The following is a 21,094-nucleotide window of genomic DNA, read 5'->3' as shown; positions in this document are numbered from 1 at the left end:
TTCAGATTCGCTCCAATTGCGGCAGCCAGACCCGGATCAGCGAGAACAGGCGGTCCAGCTCGATCGGTTTGGCCAGGTAGTCGTTGGCCCCGGCCTGCAGGCAACGCTGCTGGTCGTCCTTCATCGCCTTGGCGGTCACGGCGATGATCGGCAGCTTGCGCCAGCGCGGTTGCTGGCGAATCAGCCGGGTCGCCTCGTAGCCGTCCATTTCCGGCATCATCACGTCCATCAGTACCAGGTCGATGTCGTCGTTGGCTTCCAGGCATTCTATGGCCTCGCGCCCGTTGCGGCCGATCTCGACGATGGCACCCTTGTGTTCCAGGGCGCTGGTCAGGGCGAAGATATTGCGCACGTCATCGTCCACCAGCAGGATCTTGCGCCCCTCGAACACCTTGTCGCGGCTGCGGGCGGTCTTGAGCATGCGCTGGCGTTCGTTGGACAGCTGCGACTCGACCTTGTGCAGGAACAGCGTCACCTCGTCGAGCAGGCGCTCGGGCGAGCGCGCGCCCTTGATGATGATCGAGCGCGAGTACTTGAGCAGGTCGGCCTCCTCCTCGCGGGTGAGGTTGCGCCCGGTGTAGACGATCACCGGCGGGAAGCTGCGGATATCCTCGGCGGTCATGCGCTTGAGCAGCTCGTTGCCGAGCATGTCGGGCAGCTTGAGGTCGATGATCATGCAGTCATAGATGTTCTCGCGCAGCAGCGCCAGGGCATCCTGGGCCATGGCCACGGCGGTGATCTCGATATCGTCGTCGCCGATCAGGCGGGCGATGCTCTCACGCTGCAGGTCGTCGTCCTCCACCAGCAGGATGTGCTTGAGCTTCTGCGTGAGCTTGGCCTCCAGGCGACCGAACACGGCCTTGAGTTCCTCGCGGCTGGTGGGCTTGACCGCGTAGCCCACCGCGCCCATGTGCATGGCCGCCTCGACCCGGTCCTCCACCGAAATGATATGCACCGGTATGTGCCGGGTGCCGGCCTGTTCCTTCAGGCGCTGCAGCACGGTGAGCCCGGAATGGTCAGGCAGGCGCATGTCCAGCAGGATGGCGTCGGGCAGGTACTGCGCGGCCAGCTCGAAGCCCTCGTCGGCGGCATGGGCGACCAGGCAGCTGTAACCCAGTTCGTGGGCCAGGTCGAAGAGGATGCGGGCGAAATTCGGCTCGTCCTCGATCACCAGGATGCAGCGGTTGCCGAACGGCGCCCGCTCGCGGTCATCGGCGAAGGCCGGGGTCGGGCGCTCGCTGCGAACGGGCGCAGGCACCGGCGGTGCGGGCGGCAGTTCGTCGACCGCCGGGCGCAGGCTGTGCACCTCGACCTGTTGCGCCGAAGGCTCGAAGTGCTCGGGCAGGATCAGGCTGAACACGCTGCCCTGCCCCGGGCTGCTGTCGACATTGATCTGCCCGCCCAGCAGGTGGGCCAGGTCGCGGGAGATAGACAGCCCCAGACCCGTGCCGCCATAGCGGCGATTGCTGGTGCCATCGACCTGGTGGAAGGCGCCGAAGATCGCCTGCTGCTGGTCGGCGGCAATGCCGATGCCGGTGTCGCGCACCGCGAAGACGATGCCCAGGCCCGCCTGATGGCTGATGCGCAGGCTGACCTGGCCGCGCTCGGTGAACTTGATGGCGTTGGACAGCAGGTTCTTGAGAATCTGCTCCAGGCGCTGACGGTCGGTGAACAGGGCCACCGGCAACGGCTGCTCCAACTGCACGGCGAAGGACAGGCCCTTGTCCTGCGCCAACGGCTGGAACATGCCCTGCAGGCCTTCAACCAGACGCTCCAACGGTGTGCTTTCAGCGCGCACTTCCAGCTTGCCGGCCTCGACCTTGGCGATGTCGAGAATATCGTTGATCAGGTTGAGCAAGTCGTTGCCGGCCGAGTAGATCGACTCGGCGAACTTCACCTGCTCCTCGCTGAGATTGCCTTCGGCGTTCTCGGCCAGCAGCTTGGCCAGGATCAGCGAGCTGTTGAGCGGCGTGCGCAGCTCATGGGACATATTGGCGAGGAACTCGGACTTGTACTTGCTCGAGCGCTGCAGGTCATCGGCGCGGGCCTGCAACTCGACCTGGGCCTGGTTCAGCTCACTGTTCTTGCGGTCCAGGGCCTCGGTGCGCTCGGCCAGTTGCTCGTTGGTCTGCTCCAGCTCCGCCTGCTGGGTCTCGAGGTGGGCCTGGGACTCCTTGAGCACCCGCGACTGTTCCTCGAGCTCTTCGTTGGCGGTCTTGAGCTCCTCCTGCTGCACCTGCAGTTCTTCGTTGAGCTGCTGCGTCTCGGCCAGCACTTCCTGCAAACGCTGACGGTAACGGGCGCTTTCGATGGAGATGCCCAGGTTTTCGGCGACCCGCTGCAGCAGCTCCACGTCACGTTCCTGCAGCGCACGCAGGAAGCCCAGCTCCAGCACGCCGTTGACCCGCCCATCGTCCTGCGCCGGCACCAGCAAGCCGCTGCGCGGCAGGCCACGGCCCAGGCCCGAGCTCAGGCGATAGTAGTCCTCCGGCAGCTCGTCCAGGCGCAACAGCCGCCCCTGGGCCACCGCCTCGCCCAGCAGGCCGGCATGATCGCCCATGCGCGGTTCGCTAGCCTGCTGTTCGGCATCCAGACCATAGGCGGCGACGCGCACCAGCTGGCCATGCTCATCGCGCACATACAGCGCACCGACCACGCTGCCCAGGTAACCAGCGAAAAAGCGCAGGATATTGTCGCCGAGCATCGGCAGCGTCAGCTGGCCCAGCACCTGCTCGGCCAGCTGGGTCTGCCCGGCGCGCAGCCAGGCCTGTTGTTCCAGGCGCTCGGCGGCACGTTGCTGGGCTTCGAGGTTCTCGACATAACTCGAAGACAGGGCTAGCAGGTCGCGCCGCCCCAGGTAGGCGAGCAACGCGCTCAAGGCAACGATGAACAACACGAACGCCGAAATCGCGGTCGTGGTGACCGTGCTGACCGTCTCGTTACGCGCCGTGCGCAGTTGCTGCTCAGTGTTGATGAAGGTATCGAACTCCTTGCGGATCTCGTCGGTCAGGCGCTTGCCGCGGCCACGGCCAATCGACGACGCCACATCACCCTGCTGGCTGCGCCGTTGGCTGATAACTTCGTTGCCGAAGGTGTTCCACTCGCGCTGCAGCGCCGCAATGCGGTCGATGCGGTCGACTTGCTGAGGGTTGTCGGCCACCATTCCCCGCAGGCTGTCCAGGCTGCCGAAGATGCGCGGCTTGGCTACCTCGTAGGGGTCGAGGAAACGCTCTTCGCCGGTCAGCAGATAGCCGCGCATGCCGGTTTCCATGTCGATCGACAGCTTGATCGTCTCGTTGGCATTGCCGATCACCCGATCGGTGTGCTCGACCCACTGCATGGCCGAAAGCAGGTAGTAGATCACCGCGACAAAGGCCACGGCGCCCAGTAGCCCCACTCCCAGGGGCAGGCCGACGTTGCGGCTCAGCAGTTTGCGAAAACTGCGTTGGTCCATCGAGGCTGCTTGAATCATGTGAAAGTGCCCGAGCGAAATAAGTCCATTGAACAGACCGGCGTCTACGTCGTGTAAGTGTTGCCCTGCGCCAGACCGACCGCGAATACAGCGAGTCTAACCAGCTTTCGCGGAACTGGCAGGGCATTTAGCCAGTATTTGAAGCCTGTCTGCAGCAATCGTTCCATCTATTTGCCCATGCCGTTAAGCTTGGGAACTTCTGCCCTGGCCCCGCGCACAGAGTAGAGACAATCCATCGAAACAGGATCCACACAATGCACCTTCTGGTAGTCGAAGACGACGACATCGTTCGCATGCTGATAGTCGAAGTGCTCGACGAACTGGGCTATGCCGCCATCGAAGCCGACAGCGCTGCCGCGGCCCTCAAGATCATCGAGGATCCCACGCAACCGCTGGCGCTGTTGATGACCGACGTGGGGTTGCCCGACCTGCGCGGCGAGGAATTGGCGGCCAAGGCCCGGGAAAGCCGGCCGAATCTGCCGGTGCTGTTCGCCAGTGGCTACGCCGAGAGCTTCAACGTGCCCCCAGGCATGCACCTGATCGGCAAGCCGTTCAGCATCGACCAGTTGCGCGACAAAGTGCTGGAGATTCTCGGCGCACCGTGAACTGAAATAATTTGAACGTCTCGCGCCTTTAGGCTTCCAATCTTCGAGGTATGCCTCTCTCGTCGGAAAGCCACCATGAAGATGCCCTGTCGTGCCCCTTGCGCTTGCCTGGAACTGGATTTCGTCCGCGATACCTTGTTCGGCCCGGTGGCTCAGCGCGCCATGTGTCAGGTCCAGTTGGCCGCCCTCAGCCTGCAAGGCCGTCCCGCGCTGCGCCTGCATATCGAACCGCCGTTACCCGGCAAGGTGGAGAAGGCGCACAGCGTCACCTTCGCCTGGGAGGGGCGCAACTATCGGGGCGTGGTCCGTGAACACGTCAAATGCGGCGACGGCGGCATCAACCTGCTGCTCGAGTTGCAATGACCTCAGGCAATCGTTTTGCGGGCGCCCGGCGGGGCATCACGTTGTGCCTTGACCCGACTCACAAGGCCCAGCAGGTCATGGCAAGTATTGAGGCTGGCAATCGGCACGCCAGTCACGGTAAGGCAATCGTCCAGGCTCGAGCCCTGGCCCAGACGAATGGTGAGGTGCTCGCCGTCCGCACAGCTCACCTCGCAGCGGTCGGGCAGGCAGGCCTGTTCGATCATCTGCCGCATCTCAAGCATCGAAACGCCAATCAACGACATGGTACGACCCTCTCTTGTACTGGATGGCCTGTTGGGTGTGGTACGCCCTCGACGGGCAGGATGCCAATTGAGATTGCCGATGAGGGGGCGCAGGTCCATTCGCCCCAGCGATGACAACGGCTCAATGCACCCTAGTAGAAGAAACCGCTGGCTGATCAACGTTCGGTCGTCTTTGCCAGATGGGCGACGGGCGGTCAGCACCTACATCCGTGCCAGTTCCTCACGGCAGAATTCCACGAACAACTGCGCCGGCTTGGTCAGTTGCACACGCTTGAGGTGCGCCGCCGCCAACCCCGACAGCGTCACTGGCTCGGCAATAGCCAGCGTCACCAGGCGCTGCCCGTCGTAGGTGAATTCCGAGTGCGGCCGGGTGACCAGCAGCGAGAAACCGAAGCCCTGCCCCACCATGCCCCGGACCATCTCGATCGACGGGGAGCTGAAGACGATGTTCGGCGTCAGCCCCAGTTCGTTGAACAGGCTGACGAAATAGGTGCGGCTGGGGGCCACGTCGAGCAGGATCATCGGCTCGGGGCACAGGTCACGCAGCGACACCTGGGCTTGGCCGGCGAAACGGTGCTTTTCCGGCAGCAGCACATAGGGTTTCTGTGGCGGCATCAGCGGCTCGGTCTCGATGGTGCCATCCAGGTCATGGTCATAGAGGAACGCCAGGTCGAAGGTACCGGCCGTCAGCCCCTGGATCAGGTCCTGTTGCTCACCGTCGCGCAGGCGAATGTCCACCCCTGGGTAGCGCTCGCGGAAGCCGGCGATCAGCCGCGGCAGATACAGCGGCGCCACGGTCTCGAAACAGCCGATGTCGATCTGCCCGGCCACCGTGTCGTTGTCGGCCAGGGCGTTCTGCTCGAACTCGTGGGCCATCTGCAACAGGGACCGGGTCTTGGCGTAGAAGCGCTTGCCGCTGGGCGTCAGCGACACGCCCTGGGCGTGATGGCGAATGAACAGCTGCACGCCGAAGCTCTCTTCCAGGCTCTTGATCGCCGTGGAGATCGACGGCTGGGCGATATACAACTGGCGCGAGGCTTCGGCGACGCTGCCGGCCTCCACGGTGGTGACGAAGTACTTCAGTTGGCGCAAGGTATAGGAAGCCACGCTGACCTCTCTGGCGCCGTGTGCGGCGCGCGGGATTTTCCTGTCAGCTTACCGCGCCTTGGGGCGCGCGGGCGGATCACCCAGGCAAGGATTTACCTGGGGGTTGAGCAGCATTTTCCGTGGTGGCCCAGGCCGGTCAGACCGCCTGCAACGGAATATCGCCAGCGCTGCCTTTGCCGTCGCGTCGCTCGCTCATCCAGTCATTGACCTTCTGCCCGAACTCGGCAGGCGCCTTGCGCCCGAACCGCCGCGCCAGGTCGAGGATGGTCTGTTGGGCCAGCGCCTCCTCCATGCGCTTCTGCGCTCCCAGCATCACCGCGTGGATCGCACAAGTGCCCTCGGTCGCCCAGCCCGGCGCCGAACCTTCGAACACCGCGCAGCGCTCGCGGATCTCCCGGCAATCGAAGAGCTTCTTCGGCCCATCGATGGCCGTGACGATATCCAGCACGGTGATTTCGTCGGAAGGCCGCGCCAGGCGAAACCCGCCGCGCACGCCTTCGGTCGCGGCGACCAGCCCGGCCCGGGCGAGCTTGGTGAAGACCTTGGCCAGGTATTCCTGGGGCACACCCTGCAGTTCGGCCAGGTCGCGCACGCTGGACTCGCGGCTGTCGCCACGCTCGTCCACCAGGAACAGCAGGCAGTGGATGCCGTACTCGACGCCTGCACTGTAGAGGGACATATGAATCTCCGACTGATTTTGTCGCAAATAGTACGCCTTTCATTGCCTGCAAGCAAAGCCAGGCACAACCGCTCGTCGTCGGACGGGCCGATCACAACCCAGCTTAACGCCATATAGCACGCGGCATTCGAGCCACTCTTGGCACTTTGCGAACAGCCCGCCACGGAAAAAACACTTGCCGTTTTAAACTACGACCAATAAAGTCGTAGTTATTCGGCAAGCAGCACAGGCTTCGCCGGAGCCCTTTTCCTACCTTGCGGAGCACCTTCATGACCTCTCGTATCCTGATCATCGGTGCCGGCTTTGCCGGTGTCTGGAGCGCCCTGAGCGCCGCCCGCCTGCTCGACCAGGCCCAGCGCGGCGACGTGCGCATCAGTGTGCTGGCCCCGCAGCCGCAACTGCGGATCCGCCCACGCTTCTACGAAGCCGACGTGCACAGCTTGCAGGCGCCATTGGAGGCACTGTTCGACGTGGTGGGCGTGGAGTTCATCCACGGCACCGCCGACACCATCGACAGCGACGCCCGCCAGGTCGGTTATCGCGATGCCGATGGCCGCCCGCACCAGCTCGCCTACGATCGCCTGATCCTCGCCGCCGGCAGCCAGGTGGCCCGCCCCGCCGTCCCGGGCCTGGCAGAGCACACCTTCGATGTCGACCAGATGGAGTCGGCCACTCGCCTGGAACAGCACCTGCACAGCCTGGCCAGCCTGCCCGCCTCCCCGGCGCGCAACACAGTGGTGGTGTGCGGTGGTGGCTTCACCGGTATCGAAACGGCCACCGAGCTGCCATCCCGAATGCGCGCCATCCTCGGCGAAGGCCAGGCCCGTGTGGTGCTGATCGACCGAGGTGCCAGCATCGGTGCCGCGCTCGGCGCCGGGATCACCCCGGCCATCGTCAGCGCCAGCGAGCAGGCCGGGGTGCAATGGCTGACCGGCACCTCGGTGGTGGCGGTGGATGCGGGGGGCGTGACCCTGGACAACGGCGAATACATCGCCAGCAAGACCGTGATCTGGACCGTGGGGGTCAAGGCCAGCCCGTTGACCGCCCAGGTCGCAGGCGAGCGTGACGGCCTGGGCCGCCTGAAAGTCGACGGTCACCTGAAAGTCGTTGGCCAGGACTACATCTACGCCACCGGCGATGTCGCCCGCGCCGCGGTCGACGACCTGGGCAACCACGCGCTGATGACCTGCCAGCACGCCATTCCCATGGGCCGCCATTCGGGTAACAACGCCATGGCCGACCTGCTGGGCGTGGAGCCGGTGATCTATCGCCAGCCCAAGTACGTCACCTGCCTGGACCTGGGCGAATGGGGCGCGGCCTACAGCGAAGGCTGGGAACGCGAACTGCACCTGCAGGGCCAGGACGGCAAGCAACTCAAGCGCCAGATCAACACGGTGTGGATCTACCCCCCAGCGGCGGATCGCGCCCAGGCGCTGGCGGCTGCCGACCCATTGATCCCGATCGTTGCATGATCAAGAAAGGGCCGCGCTGCGGCCCTTTTTGCGACGCAAAGAAGACCATTGGTCAGCAAGTGACGACACACCCCGGGGACCGAGCGTTCATTGAACGACTGGTCAAAAATAGTGGCACTGTGTCATCATTCTGAAAAAACAACATGAACCGTGAGGATATAACCCCTTTCGCAGTGCATCGAGAGCCCTACCAGCCGAGCCCGGTCCGTCCGCGCTCTTGACGCCTGCAGCCACCGTCAAGGAGCGTCGCATGCAGTTACGGAACGTTAAGATCGGCATTCGGGCAGCAGGAATGTTCACCCTGCTCGGGGTACTGGTCCTGGCCATGGGCCTGGTCGCCCTCTACGAAACCCGCAGGATGGACAGCGCCACCGACGAAATCCGCATCACCTGGATGCCCGCGGTACTCGCCCTGGGCGAAGTCAGCAGCAACCTGGGCCGAGCCCGTGCCCTCACCTTGCGCAGTGTCCTGGAGGACAGCAGCAGCGTTCGCCACGCCACCCTGGACAAGATCGTCCAGGTCAACCAGCAGCTCGAAAGCGACCTCAAGGCCTACGAGCGCACCATCATCGAAGCCGACGACCGCGCCCTGTTCGATGCCTTCATCGGTCTTAGCGAGCGTTACCACGGCCTGCAGAAAGCCATTCGCAGCGCCGCCGGCAACGATCAGCTCGACGAAGCCCGCCGCCTGGTCAACGGCCCGCTGGCCGAATACGCCGACAGCATGATGAAGGCTCTGGGCGAACTGATCACCTACAACACCCAGGGCGCCGAGCAGGCCTCGCAGCGCAGCAGCGCGGCCTCCGACGAAGCCTTTGCCCTGATCATCGGCGCCATTGCCGTGATCCTGCTCGCGCTGGTCGCCATCGCCACCCTCCTCACCCGCAGCATCATCGTCCCGCTGGCCGACGCCGTCGCCGTGGCCGAGCGCGTCGCCACCGGCGACCTGACCCGCGAGATCACCGTGCTCGGCCGCGACGAGCCGGCCTTGCTGCTGCGCGCCCTGAGCCGCATGCAGCACAGCCTGCGCGACACTTTACGGCGGATCGCCGCCTCCTCCGACCAACTGGCCTCGGCCTCCGAGGAGTTGCACACCGTTACCGAAGACACCAGCCGTGGCCTGCACCAGCAAAGCGCCGAGATCGACCAGGCCGCCACCGCGGTCAACCAGATGACCGCTGCCGTCGAAGAAGTGGCCAGCAACGCCGTGAGCACCGCCGATGCCTCCCAGGGCGCCGACCGCACCACCCGCGATGGCCGCGACCAGGTCAACCAGGCACTGGCTTCGATCCAGCACCTGGTCGATGACGTGACCGGCACCGCCGAGGAAATCGAGCAGTTGGCCAGCCACGCCAACCAGATCAGCCAGGTGCTTGACGTGATCGGTTCGATCGCCGGCCAGACCAACCTGCTGGCCCTCAACGCCGCCATCGAGGCCGCCCGTGCCGGCGAGGCGGGCCGTGGTTTTGCCGTGGTCGCCGACGAAGTACGCGCCTTGGCCCACCGCACCCAGCAGTCCACGGCGGAAATCGAGCAGATGATCGGCGGCATCCAGACCGGCACCGAGCGCGCGGTCAACGCCATGCACAGCAGCCAGGGCCGCGCCGGCGGCACCCTGGAAGTAGCGCAATCGGCCGGCCAGGCCCTGGAGCTGATCGCCGAGGCGATCGCCACGATCAACCAGCGCAACCTGGTGATCGCCACGGCCTCCGAGCAGCAGGCCCAGGTGGCGCGGGAGGTGGACCGCAACCTGGTGAACATCCGCGACCTGGCGATGCAGACTTCGGCAGGCGCAAACCAGACCAGCGCGGCGGCCCAGGACCTGTCACGCCTGGCGGTGGAGTTGAACGGGATGGTGGCGCAGTTCAAAGTCTGAGGTGCCAGGAGCCCCCTCGCGGGGCAAACCACTCCTACAGATCAACTGCAAGGTTGCTGTAGGGACAGGCTTGCCCCGTGATCGCATTTCAACCCTGGCGAATAGGAAAAAACGCTATAGCGCGTAGGACCTGGCGACTACCCCCTGCTCATCCCCCAGCCCATGCTCTTGACGTTTGCATTCACACGTCAAGGAACACCCATGCTGTTGAGAAACATGAAGATCGGCAAGCGGGCGACCAGCCTGTTCACCCTGCTGGCGGCCCTGGTCCTGGCCATGGGGCTGGTGGCGCTGTACGAGACCCGGCAGATGAAAGATGCCACGGACGAAATACGCGACAATTGGCTGCCAGCGGTGATCGCCCTCAACGAAATCACCGGTACCCTCGCCCAGGAACGCGCAGCGACACTGCGTGCGGCCCTGGAGCAGAACAGTGACAGCAATGCCAGCGTCAACTTGCTGAACAGCATCGAGGAAGCGGTGCAGCAGGACCTGAAGGACTATGAAAAGACCATTGCCGACGCCGAGGACCGCAGTCTGTTCAGTGCTTTCATCACGGCACGCCAACATTACACCCAGCAGCAACACGAAGTGCTGCGCAACCTCAGTGCCGGCCAGATGACAGAAGCCCTGCGCCTGATCAATGGTCCATTGATCCAACGCGCCGACCGCATGATGGAAACCCTGGCGACGCTGGTGGCCTACAACTACAAGGGAGCGCAAGCCGCCTCGCAGCGTAGCGGCGCGGTCAGTGATCAGGCGCTCACCGTGATCATCGTTTCAATGATACTGATCGTGCTGGTGTTGATCGCCATCGCCACCCTGTTCACCCGCAGCATCGTCGCGCCGTTGAGAGAGGCTGTCATGGTGGCCGAACGTGTCGCCACCGGTGACCTTACCCGCGAGATCGTGGTCGTTGGCCAGGACGAACCGGCATTGCTGCTGCACGCCCTGCGCCGCATGCAGCAAAGCCTGCGCGACACCATCGGCAAGATCGCCGCGTCCTCCAACCGCCTGGCCTCGGCCTCGGAGGAGCTGCACGGCGTCACCGAGGACACCAGCCGTGGCTTGCTGCAGCAAAGCACCGAGATCGACCAGGCCGCCACCGCGGTCAACCAGATGACCTGCGCCGTCGAGGAGGTGGCCAGCAACGCCGTGAGCACGGCCGAGGCTTCCCAGGGCGCGGACCAGACCACCCGTGATGGCCGAGACCAGGTCAACCAGGCACTCGCCTCTATCCAGCACCTGGTCGACGACGTCACCGGCACCGCGGCAGAGATCGAACAGCTGGCCAACAGCGCCAACGACATTACCCGTGTGCTGGATGTTATCGGCGCCATCGCCGGCCAGACCAACCTGCTGGCGCTCAATGCCGCCATCGAGGCTGCCCGCGCCGGCGAGGCAGGCCGTGGCTTTGCCGTGGTCGCCGACGAAGTACGCGCCCTGGCCCACCGTACCCAGCAGTCCACCGCGGAGATCGAGCAGATGATCGGCGGCATCCAGATCGGCACCGAACGGGCGGTCAGCGCCATGCACAGCAGCCAGGGCCGCGCCAGCGGCACCTTGGAGGTGGCGCAGTCGGCCGGTCAGGCTCTGGAGCTGATCTCGCGGACCATCACCTCGATCAACCAGCGCAACCTGGTGATCGCCAGCGCCACCGAGGAGCAGGCGCAAGTGGCCCGGGAAGTGGACCGCAACCTGGTGAACATCCGCGACCTGGCGCTGCAGACGACCAACGGTGCCAACCAGACCAGCGCATCGGCCCAGGACCTGTCGCAGCTGGCGCTGGAGCTCAATGGGCTGGTCGCGCAGTTCAAGGTCTGAACGGCCTGATGAACATCGCGGGGCACGCCCGCTCCTGCAAGGCTTGTGCAGGAGCGGGCGTGCCCCGCGATGAGTTTGGCGCGGATTTCAGGATTTGACGCCGACCACCCGCTGCGCCTTTTCCGGCTGCGCCCGCGTCGCCAGGCAGTAATACAGCGGCACTGTCACCAACAGCCCGAACAGCCACGACAGATCCGCCCCTTCGACGATGTTCGAGTACGGCCCGACATACAGCGACGTATTGGCGAACGGCAATTGCACCAGGATGCCGCAGGCGTAGGCGATGATCGCGTGATGGTTGAAACGCCCGTAGATGCCGCCATCGGCGCGGAAGATCGAGGCGATGTCGTACTCGCCGCGCTTGATCAGGTAGAAGTCCACCAGGTTGATCGACGCCCACGGCACCAGCACCAGCAAAAGCGCCAGGATCAGCCCGATGAACTGGCCGATGAAGTCCGCCGAGGCGTTCAGCGCCACCAGGGCGCAGCCCATCAGGATCACCCCCGCCAGCACCACGCGCAGCCTGATGCTCGGCGTCCACTGGGCGGCAAAGGTCTGGATCGCGGTGACGATCGACAGCACCGCGCCATACAGGTTGAGGGCGTTGTGGCTGATGATGTTGAGCAGGAACAGCACCATCAGCACCGGGCCCAGCCAACCGGTGGCCTGCTTGACCGCCACCATGGCATCAGTGCCTTCCGGCACGCACAGCACCGCCACCGCACCGAAACTGAAGCACAGGATGGTGCCCAGGGTGGCGCCTAGGTAGGTGGCCCAGAACGGTTTGGCGATGCCGACTTCACGGGGCAGGTAGCGCGAGTAGTCCGAGGTGTAGGGCGAGAAGCTGATCTGCCAGATGATGCCCAGCGACACCGTGGCGACGAAGCCGGACAGGTTGAACGCGCCGCGGCTGAAGAAGTCACCCGGCAGTTCCTGGGCGAACATCATGATGAAGCCGGCCAGCAGCGCCGAGCCCATCACCCAGGTGCCGACGCGGTTCAGCGTATGGATGAAGCGGTAGCCGATCACCCCGATGGCGGTGGCGCTCAGGGCGCCGATGACGATGGCGCCGGGCATCGGCACGCCGGGGGCGATGCCGTGGATCGACTTGCCGGCCAGGACGATGTTGGAAATGAAGAAACCGACGTAGATCAATGCGGTGAAGAACACGATCAGCAGCGCGCCATAGCGGCCGAACTGGCCGCGGCTCTGCACCATCTGCGGAATGCCCAGCTGCGGCCCCTGCGCCGAGGCCAGGGCGATCACCACCCCGCCCAGCAGATGCCCCAGCACGATGGCCAGCAGCCCCCACAGCAAGTTCAGATGGAACACCTGGACCACCATGGCACCAGTGACAATCGGCAGCGGCGCGATGTTGGTGCTGAACCACAGGGTGAAAAGGTCGCGCGCCTTCCCATGGCGCTCGGACGGTGGCACGTAATCGACCGTGTGTTGCTCGACGAGATGGTGTTGCGACGACGGTTGGGACATAGGATTCAGCTCGAAAGGTCGTTTTTATCGTTGTATGGAAACCGCTCGGGGCGGCCTCTCAGCTGAAGACCATATTATGGTATTCCAACAGTTTGACAACACTGCACCGCTCATTTTCAGCGCACCTGATTCGCTCCATGCGCCATCACGCAGCACAAATGTTCACACCAAGGCCAGTGATTACGGGGCTTGCACCGTTCATCGCGAACTCCAGGCCACGGAAAATTCCGCTTGCAATATAGGTATTACGGTATACCATCAGACACATCAACGATAAAAACCGCGGACCACCGCAGCCTTTTCAGAGGTACACGAGATGATCGACGCAACCGTCTACAAGCACGTCCTGGGTTCCTTCCCCTCCGGCGTGACCGTCATCACCACCCTGGACGACGACGGCTCGATCGTCGGCCTCACCGCCAGCGCATTCTCTTCCCTGTCGATGGACCCGCCGCTGGTGCTGTTCTGCCCCAACTACAGCTCCGACTCCTACCCTGTACTGATGAAGAACAAGCGCTTCGCCATTCACCTGCTCTCCGGTGAACAGCAGGCCGAGGCATATGCGTTCGCGAAAAAAGGCAAGGACAAGGCCGTCGGCATCGAGTGGACCCTGAGCGAACTGGGCAACCCGATCCTGGCCGGCGCCACCGCCGTGATCGAATGCGAACTGTGGCGTGAATACGAAGGCGGCGACCACGCCATCATGGTCGGCAAGGTACACAACCTGATCGTCCCGCAGGAGGCGCCCCGCCCGATGGTCTATTGCCGCGGCAAGATGGCCAGCCTCCCGGCCTTCGCCTGAACCCTGACGACCGATTCCACTTAGAGCGCCTGCCCCAGCGGGCGACAACAACAAAGCTCCGAGGAAAAGCCCCATGAAATTTTCGCTGTTCGTGCACATGGAACGTTGGGATGAGCAGGTCAGCCACCGCCAGCTGTTCGAAGACCTCACCGAACTGACCCTGATGGCCGAAGACGGCGGTTTCAGCACCGTGTGGATCGGCGAACACCACGCCATGGAATACACCATCTCGCCGAGCCCGATGCCGCTGCTGGCCTACCTCGCAGCGCGCACCGAGAAGATCCGCCTGGGCGCCGGCACCATCATCGCGCCCTTCTGGAACCCGATCCGCGTGGCGGGCGAATGCGCCCTGCTCGACGTAATCAGCAATGGCCGCATGGAAGTGGGCCTGGCCCGTGGCGCCTACCAGTTCGAGTTCGACCGCATGGCCGGCGGCATGCCGGCCACCGATGGCGGCAAGGCCCTGCGCGAGATGGTCCCGGCGGTGCGCCAGCTGTGGCAAGGCGACTATGCCCATGAAGGCGAGATCTACAACTTCCCCACCTCCACCAGCGTGCCCAAGCCGGTACAGCAGGGCATGCCGCCGATGTGGATCGCCGCCCGCGACCCGGACTCGCACAACTTCGCCGTGGCCAACGGCTGCAACGTCATGGTCACCCCGCTGATGAAGGGCGACGAAGAGGTGCTGGACCTGAAGAACAAGTTCCAGGCCGCGCTGGACAACAACCCGGACGTGCCGCGTCCACAACTGATGGTGCTGCGCCACACCCACGTGCACAGCCCGGCCGAGCCGGACGGCTGGAAGGTCGGCGCCCAGGCAATTTCACGCTTCTACCGCACCTTCGATGCCTGGTTCGGCAACAAGACCGTGCCGGTCAACGGCTTCCTCGAGCCAAGCCCTGAATCGAAGTTCGCCGAGGTGCCAGCCTTCGCGCTGGAGAATATCCGCAAGAACACCATGATCGGCACCCCAGAAGAAATCATTGCGCGCATCAAGTACTACCAGGAGCTCGGTGTCGACGAGTTCAGCTTCTGGTGCGACAACAGCCTGCCCCATGCCGAGAAACGCAAGTCGCTGGAGCTGTTCATCAAGGAAGTGGTGCCGGCCTTCGCCTGAATTCCCTTTGCCTGATCGATTGCGGGAAGCAGCCCGCTCGCGTTGGCCCCCGTGGTCGGCGCGAGCGGTTTTTTTTTGCGGGGCGCCTTGAAATGTTCGTCGGGGCAGGTTCTGCGCCCATGAGATCGAGCGCCGCCCGCGCGGCGCATCGCGGATGAATCCGCTCCTACATTTGTTGCAACGTGCCAAACCTGTGAGGCCATGTTTGCCAGCCCTGGCGCAAGGCATGAAGCATGTGGGGCGGCAGAGACGCTCACCGAGAAACCGCGCCGTGCAAACAAAGCTGGCAACTGTGGCCTGCCAGGCATGGCCACGTTGCAACAAATGTAGGAGCGGATTCATCCGCGATGCGCCGCGCGGGCGGCGCGCGATAGATGCATCGCCTCCAAACCCAAGCCAGGCACACAGCCTTTCGTCCTCCGGTGAGAGAAATTTTCGACCGCCTCTTGCACATCAAATATTATGGTATACCATCAGACAACAAGAGCTGATAACCCTAACCAGGAGCCCCCCATGAGTTTCGAAATCCGCAAGATCGTCACCTACTCCGAAGAGACCCGCATCGAAGGCGGCAAGGCCACCGACAAGCCGGTGACCATGGTCGGCCTGGCCGTGGTAATCAAGAACCCATGGGCCGGTCGCGGTTTCGTCGAAGACCTCAAGCCGGAGATCCGCGCCAACTGCTCCGCACTGGGCGCGCTGATGGTCGAGCGCCTGACCGCAGCCATCGGCGGAGCCGACAAGATCGAGGCCTACGGCAAGGCCGCCGTGGTCGGCGCCGACGGCGAGATCGAGCACGCCTCGGCGGTGATCCACACCCTGCGCTTCGGCAACCACTACCGCGAAGCGGTGCAGGCCAAGAGCTACCTGAGCTTCACCAACAAGCGCGGCGGCCCCGGCACCTCGATCCAGATCCCGATGATGCAGAAGGACGACGAAGGCCTGCGCTCGCACTACATCACCCTGGAAATGCAGATCGAAGACGCCCCGCGTGCCGACGAGATCGTCGTGGTGCTGGGCGCCGCCGACGGTGGCCGCCTGCACCCACGCATCGGCAACCGTTACATCGACCTGGAAGAACTGGCTGCCGAAAAGACCAACGCTCAATAACAACAACCAAGACGGGCCTGGGCGTGGCGTGCATACCCGCCGCGCCCGACCTTCAAGGAGCGCCCTCCATGATTCAGCCTGTCGCTGAACGTACACCGGCCGGGACCAGTTACCTGGACCTGGGCCAGGGCCAGCCCGTGGTACTGATCCACGGCGTGGGCCTGAACAAGGAAATGTGGGGCGGGCAGATCGTCGGCCTGGCCAACGACTATCGCGTCATCGCCTACGACATGCTCGGCCATGGCCAGAGCCGCGTGCCCAGCGCCGATACGCCGCTGGAGGGCTATGCCGAGCAGCTCGCCGAACTGCTCGACCACCTGCAGGTCGCCCAGGCCTGCGTGATCGGTTTTTCCATGGGCGGCCTGGTGGCCCGCGCCTTCGCCCTCAACTACCCGCAACGCCTGGCCGCGCTGGTGGTACTCAACAGTGTGTTCAACCGTACCCCCGAGCAGAGCGCCGGGGTGATCGCACGCGCCGCGCAAGCCTTCGAACAAGGCCCCGACGCCAACGTCGACGCCGCCCTCGAGCGCTGGTTCAGCCGCGAGTACAAGGCCGCCAACCCGGCCCAGGTCGCCGCCATCCGCCAGATCCTGGCAAGCAACGACCCGCAGGGCTACCACACCACCTACTCGCTGTTCGCCACCCAGGACATGTACCGCGAAGCCGACCTGGGCAACATCCAGGTACCGACGCTGATCGCCACCGGCGAGCTCGACAGCGGTTCCACCCCGGCGATGACCCGCCAACTCGCCGCGCGGATTCCCGGCGCGCAGAGCGTGGTCCTGGCCGAGCAACGGCATATGATGCCGGTGGAAGCACCGCGCGAAGTCAACAAGATGCTGCTGGACTTCCTCAGGCAGGCCCGCACCCTCACCGAATCCGCCAAGGGGATAGTCGCATGACCCTCGTTCGTTTCCAGATGTGCATCGACGGCCAATGGCGCGATGCCCAGAGCGGCAAGACCTTCGACAGCCTCGACCCGGCCACCGCCAAGGCCTGGGCGCAGCTGCCCGATGCCGGCGAAGCCGATGTCGAGCTCGCCGTGCAGGCCGCCCAGCGGGCCTTCGAAGGCAAGGCCTGGCGCGGCCTCACTGCCACCGCCCGGGGCAAGCTGCTGCGCCGCCTCGGCGACCTGATTGCCGAGAACAAGGAACACCTGGCCCAGCTGGAAAGCCGTGACAACGGCAAGCTGATCCGCGAAACCCGCGGCCAGGTCGGCTACCTGCCGGAGTTCTTCCACTACACCGCGGGCCTGGCCGACAAGCTCGAAGGCGGCACCCTGCCGCTGGACAAGCCGGACCTGTTCGCCTACACGGTGCACGAGCCGATCGGCGTGGTTGCCGGGATCATCCCGTGGAACAGCCCGCTGTACCTCACCGCGATCAAGCTGGCCCCGGCCCTGGCCGCCGGCAACACCATCGTGCTCAAACCCTCGGAACACGCCTCCGCCACCCTCCTCGAGCTGGCCCGCCTGGCCCTGGAAGCCGGCTTCCCGGCTGGCGTGGTCAACGTGGTCACAGGCTACGGCCCAAGCACCGGCGCGGCACTGACCCGCCACCCGCTGGTGCGCAAGATCGCCTTCACCGGCGGCGCCGCCACCGCCCGCCACGTGGTGCGCAGCAGCGCCGAGAACTTCGCCAAGCTGTCGCTGGAACTGGGCGGCAAGTCGCCGAATATCATCTTCGCCGACGCCGACCTGGACAGCGCCATCAACGGCGCCGTAGCGGGCATCTATGCCGCCTCCGGGCAAAGCTGCGTGGCAGGTTCGCGCCTGCTGGTGCAGGACGAGATCTTCGATGAGTTCGTCGAACGCCTGATCGCCCGCGCCAAAAGCATCCGCATCGGCAACCCGCAGGACGACAGCAGCGAGATGGGCCCGATCGCCACCGCCCAGCAACTGGCGGTGATCGAAGGCCTGGTGGCCGCGGCCAAGGCCGAGGGCGCCACCCTGCGCATGGGTGGCAAGCGCGCCGAGGTCGAAGGTGATGGCTGGTTCTACGAGCCGACCCTGTTCGAGTGCGACAGCAACTCGATGACCATCATGCAGGAAGAAGTGTTCGGCCCGGTCGCCGCGGTGATCCGCTTCAAGACCGAGGAACAGGCCCTGGCGATGGCCAACGACTCGCAGTTCGGCCTGGCCGCCGGCATCTGGACCCGCGACCTGGGCCGCGCCCACCGCCTGGCCCGTGACGTGCGCTCGGGGATCATCTGGGTCAATACCTACCGCGCCGTATCGGCCATGGCCCCCATCGGCGGCTTCAAGAACAGCGGTTACGGCCGCGAGAGCGGCATCGACTCGGTGCTGGCCTATACCGAGCTGAAGACGGTGTGGATCAACCTGTCCACCGCGCCCATGCCCGACCCCTTCGTGATGCGCTAGGAGAACGCCACCATGATCGAACCCGGCATCTACAAAGACGTGATGGGCTCGTTCCCGTCCGGCGTCACCGTGGTCACCACCCTGGACGCCGACGGCGGCATCGTCGGCATCACCGCCAGCGCGTTCAGCGCGCTGTCGATCGAGCCGGCGCTGGTGCTGTTCTGCCCCAACTACGCCTCCGACACCTACCCGATCCTGCGTGACAGCAAGCAGTTCGCCATCCACCTGCTGTCCGCCGACCAGACCGCCGAGGCCTATGCCTTCGCCGGCAAGGGCAAGGACAAGGCCAAGGGCATCGACTGGCAGTTGAGCGAGCTGGGCAACCCGCTGCTGACCAAGGCCACGGCGATCATCGAGTGCGAATTGTGGCGCGAATACGATGGCGGCGACCACGCGATCATCGTCGGCCAGGTGAAGAACCTGGTGCTGCCCGAGCAGCCGGTCACCCCGATGGTCTATCACAAGGGCAAGCTCGGCGCGCTGCCGCCGCTGGGCTGACACCCCGGGGGCGCTGTGCGCCCCAATCGCTGGCAAGTCGCAGCGGCGAACCGCAGCTCCCACAGTACGGCGTTTTTTCTGTGGGAGCCGGCTTGCCGGCGAAAGGGCTGCGAAGCAGCCCAACAGTTTCCGGGGGCCGCGCATACCCCCTCACCTTCGGTTGCGGCCCCCATTTTTATTCAACGTTCAAGGACCTCGGCAGATGAGCAACGAAAAGTACGAGAAAGGCCTGCAGATTCGCACCCAGGTGCTCGGCGAAGACTACGTCAACCGCTCGATCCAGAACGCCGACGAGTTCACCCAGCCACTCCAGGAACTGGTCACCGAGTACTGCTGGGGCCACGTCTGGGGCCGCGATGGCTTGTCGCTCAAAGAGCGCAGCATGATAAACTTGGCGATGATTTCCGCGCTCAACCGGCCCCACGAGCTCAAGCTGCACATCCGCGGCGCGCTGCGTAATGGCCTGAGCCGCGAACAGATTCGCGAGATCCTGCTTCAAGTCGGCATTTACTGCGGCGTGCCCGCGGCGGTGGACAGTTTCCGCCTGGCCCGCGAAGCGTTCGCCGAAGCCGATGCGCAATCCACCCGTTAACAGCGGGCTGTGTGAACCACTGCAAGGAATGCCCCGGTTCAAGGCATTCCGCGATGTTGGCGCAACAGCCGCATAGAAGAGCGCCCCTGATGAAACGCCAGCCCCTCGACGACAGCTTCAAGGTCAACCGCAACCCCGTCACCCTTCGTGAAATCGTGCTCGACAAGCTGCGCGGCGCGATCATGAACTTCCACCTGCTGCCGGGTGACCGCCTGGTCGAACGCGACCTCTGCGAGCGCCTGGGCGTCAGCCGCACCTCGGTGCGCGAGGCCCTGCGCCACCTGGAGTCCGAAGGCCTGGTGGAGTTCGCCGACGCCAAGGGTCCTCGGGTGGCGATCATCACCCTGGAAGACGCCCGCGACATCTACGAGCTGCGCTGCGTGCTCGAAGGCCTGATCGTGCAACTGTTCACCCTCAACGCCAAGGCCAAGGACATCCGCGCCCTGGAGCGCGCCCTGGAGGTCAATCGCGAGGCGCTGGAGGACGGCGAGCTGCAACAGGTGCTCGACTCGGTGCAAGGCTTCTACGACGTGCTGCTCGAAGGCTCGGGCAACCAGGTCGCCGCCCAGCAGCTGCGCCAGCTGCAGGCGCGCATCAGCTACCTGCGCGCCACCTCGGTGTCCCAGGAGAACCGCCGCGGCGCGAGCAACCGCGAGATGGAAAAGATCGTCGAGGCGATCAAGGGCGGCGACCCCCAGGCCGCCCACCAGGCCTCGGTCGACCATGTGCGCGCCGCCGCCAAGGTCGCCCTCGACTACCTGCGCCAGAAGCAGGACGACAACGCCAAGGTCCGCGATATCGTCGCCCCCCTGCCCCTCAAGGACCCTCGCATAGGCCGCTGACCATGCCCACCGCCCCGCGCTACTGCCCGCACTGCACCACGGAACTGGCCCGGGGCGTCCCCAACGGCGACACCCACGAACGTCTTCACTGCGCCGGTTGCGGCTACATCCACTACATCAACCCGAAGATCATCGCCGGCTGCATCATCGAGCGCGACGGCAAGTACCTGCTGTGCCAGCGCGCCATCCCGCCGCGCCCCGGGACCTGGACCCTGCCGGCCGGTTTCATGGAGGCCGGCGAGACCACCGAGCAGGCGGCGCTGCGCGAGGTGTGGGAAGAGAGCGGCGTGCGCGCCGACATCGTCTCGCCCTACTCGATCTTCAGCGTGCCGCAGATCAGCGAGGTGTACATCATCTTCCGCGCCGTGGTCACCGAGGAGACCGGCCAGTACGGGCCCGAGACCCTGGACTACCGCTTCTTCGATCCAGACCAGATCCCCTGGGACGAGATCTACTACCCGGCGATCCGGCAGATCCTCGAACGCTACATCCTCGAGCGCCAGGCCGGGGTGTACGGCATCTACATGGGCAACGACGATACCGGCAAGGTGCATTTCATCCGCTGAGGCGATCGCGCATACAAATCCCTCGCCAAGCGTCG

General features: G+C 64.7%; 19 protein-coding genes. 14 read left to right on the top strand and 5 right to left on the bottom strand.

Going from position 1 to position 21,094, the window contains the following annotated elements; genetic code table 11:
* Window position 1: 1 nt before the first annotated feature.
* Window positions 2-3,472 carry a response regulator gene (locus tag CCOS191_RS11170; protein ID WP_046855250.1) on the bottom strand — a complete coding sequence of 1,157 codons (3,471 nt, stop codon included), beginning with the start codon at window positions 3,470-3,472 and terminating at the stop codon, window positions 2-4.
* Window positions 3,473-3,726: 254 nt separating this feature from the next.
* Between CCOS191_RS11170 and CCOS191_RS11165 the strand changes: the two genes are divergently transcribed.
* Window positions 3,727-4,077, top strand: coding sequence for a response regulator (locus CCOS191_RS11165; RefSeq protein WP_046855249.1), 351 nt, complete (start codon window positions 3,727-3,729; stop codon window positions 4,075-4,077).
* A 75-nt stretch (window positions 4,078-4,152) separates the two neighbouring features.
* Window positions 4,153-4,440, top strand: coding sequence for a hypothetical protein (locus CCOS191_RS11160; protein WP_046855248.1), 288 nt, complete (start codon window positions 4,153-4,155; stop codon window positions 4,438-4,440).
* Window positions 4,441-4,442: 2 nt separating this feature from the next.
* Here the strand turns inward: CCOS191_RS11160 and CCOS191_RS11155 are convergent, their stop codons facing one another.
* From CCOS191_RS11155 to CCOS191_RS11145, 3 genes are all read right to left on the bottom strand, one after another.
* Window positions 4,443-4,703 (bottom strand): DUF1652 domain-containing protein, encoded by a 261-nt coding sequence (locus CCOS191_RS11155; RefSeq protein WP_046855247.1) that lies wholly within the window; start codon window positions 4,701-4,703, stop codon window positions 4,443-4,445.
* Window positions 4,704-4,904: 201 nt separating this feature from the next.
* On the bottom strand, window positions 4,905-5,810 hold the full coding sequence (locus CCOS191_RS11150; protein WP_046855246.1) for a LysR family transcriptional regulator: 906 nt from the start codon (window positions 5,808-5,810) through the stop codon (window positions 4,905-4,907).
* Between the two features lie 136 nt (window positions 5,811-5,946).
* Window positions 5,947-6,489: an RrF2 family transcriptional regulator gene (locus CCOS191_RS11145; RefSeq protein WP_046855245.1), complete on the bottom strand. Its 543-nt coding sequence runs from the start codon at window positions 6,487-6,489 to the stop codon at window positions 5,947-5,949.
* Window positions 6,490-6,758: 269 nt separating this feature from the next.
* Here CCOS191_RS11145 and CCOS191_RS11140 point away from each other — a divergent pair, with 269 nt between their 5' ends.
* From CCOS191_RS11140 to CCOS191_RS11130, 3 genes are all read left to right on the top strand, one after another.
* Window positions 6,759-7,961 (top strand): NAD(P)/FAD-dependent oxidoreductase, encoded by a 1,203-nt coding sequence (locus CCOS191_RS11140; RefSeq protein WP_046855244.1) that lies wholly within the window; start codon window positions 6,759-6,761, stop codon window positions 7,959-7,961.
* A gap of 250 nt (window positions 7,962-8,211) precedes the next feature.
* Complete coding sequence (locus CCOS191_RS11135; RefSeq protein WP_046855243.1) at window positions 8,212-9,837, top strand: methyl-accepting chemotaxis protein; 1,626 nt, start codon at window positions 8,212-8,214, stop codon at window positions 9,835-9,837.
* A gap of 162 nt (window positions 9,838-9,999) precedes the next feature.
* Window positions 10,000-11,661: a methyl-accepting chemotaxis protein gene (locus tag CCOS191_RS11130; RefSeq protein ID WP_442963664.1), complete on the top strand. Its 1,662-nt coding sequence runs from the start codon at window positions 10,000-10,002 to the stop codon at window positions 11,659-11,661.
* Between the two features lie 87 nt (window positions 11,662-11,748).
* On the opposite strand, the gene CCOS191_RS11125 is transcribed toward CCOS191_RS11130, so the two are convergent.
* Window positions 11,749-13,152 carry a purine-cytosine permease family protein gene (locus CCOS191_RS11125; protein ID WP_046855241.1) on the bottom strand — a complete coding sequence of 468 codons (1,404 nt, stop codon included), beginning with the start codon at window positions 13,150-13,152 and terminating at the stop codon, window positions 11,749-11,751.
* 316 nt (window positions 13,153-13,468) lie between these two features.
* Here CCOS191_RS11125 and CCOS191_RS11120 point away from each other — a divergent pair, with 316 nt between their 5' ends.
* The 9 genes from CCOS191_RS11120 (at window position 13,469) to CCOS191_RS11080 (ending at window position 21,059) form a co-directional block, all read left to right on the top strand.
* On the top strand, window positions 13,469-13,954 hold the full coding sequence (locus CCOS191_RS11120) for a flavin reductase family protein (RefSeq protein WP_023630914.1): 486 nt from the start codon (window positions 13,469-13,471) through the stop codon (window positions 13,952-13,954).
* A gap of 73 nt (window positions 13,955-14,027) precedes the next feature.
* Window positions 14,028-15,071 carry an LLM class flavin-dependent oxidoreductase gene (locus tag CCOS191_RS11115; protein WP_046855240.1) on the top strand — a complete coding sequence of 348 codons (1,044 nt, stop codon included), beginning with the start codon at window positions 14,028-14,030 and terminating at the stop codon, window positions 15,069-15,071.
* Between the two features lie 513 nt (window positions 15,072-15,584).
* Window positions 15,585-16,181, top strand: a complete 597-nt coding sequence (locus tag CCOS191_RS11110; protein ID WP_046855239.1) for an amino acid synthesis family protein — start codon at window positions 15,585-15,587, stop codon at window positions 16,179-16,181.
* Window positions 16,182-16,249: 68 nt separating this feature from the next.
* Window positions 16,250-17,083: an alpha/beta fold hydrolase gene (locus CCOS191_RS11105; RefSeq protein ID WP_046855238.1), complete on the top strand. Its 834-nt coding sequence runs from the start codon at window positions 16,250-16,252 to the stop codon at window positions 17,081-17,083.
* Window positions 17,080-18,561, top strand: a complete 1,482-nt coding sequence (locus CCOS191_RS11100) for an aldehyde dehydrogenase (protein WP_046855237.1) — start codon at window positions 17,080-17,082, stop codon at window positions 18,559-18,561. The genes CCOS191_RS11105 and CCOS191_RS11100 overlap by 4 nt, the downstream gene beginning before the upstream one ends.
* A gap of 12 nt (window positions 18,562-18,573) precedes the next feature.
* Complete coding sequence (locus CCOS191_RS11095) at window positions 18,574-19,059, top strand: flavin reductase family protein (RefSeq protein WP_038706316.1); 486 nt, start codon at window positions 18,574-18,576, stop codon at window positions 19,057-19,059.
* Window positions 19,060-19,261: 202 nt separating this feature from the next.
* Window positions 19,262-19,651, top strand: coding sequence for a carboxymuconolactone decarboxylase family protein (locus CCOS191_RS11090; protein WP_046855236.1), 390 nt, complete (start codon window positions 19,262-19,264; stop codon window positions 19,649-19,651).
* Window positions 19,652-19,740: 89 nt separating this feature from the next.
* Window positions 19,741-20,493, top strand: a complete 753-nt coding sequence (locus CCOS191_RS11085; RefSeq protein ID WP_046855235.1) for a GntR family transcriptional regulator — start codon at window positions 19,741-19,743, stop codon at window positions 20,491-20,493.
* Window positions 20,494-20,495: 2 nt separating this feature from the next.
* A complete protein-coding gene (locus CCOS191_RS11080) occupies window positions 20,496-21,059 on the top strand; it encodes an NUDIX hydrolase (protein WP_046855234.1) in 564 nt (187 codons plus the stop codon).
* Window positions 21,060-21,094 lie beyond the last annotated feature (35 nt).

Origin of the sequence: Pseudomonas sp. CCOS 191 (genome assembly GCF_001007005.1) — a bacterium.
Classification (GTDB): domain Bacteria; phylum Pseudomonadota; class Gammaproteobacteria; order Pseudomonadales; family Pseudomonadaceae; genus Aquipseudomonas; species Aquipseudomonas soli.
This window is presented reverse-complemented; position numbering and strand designations above follow the sequence as displayed.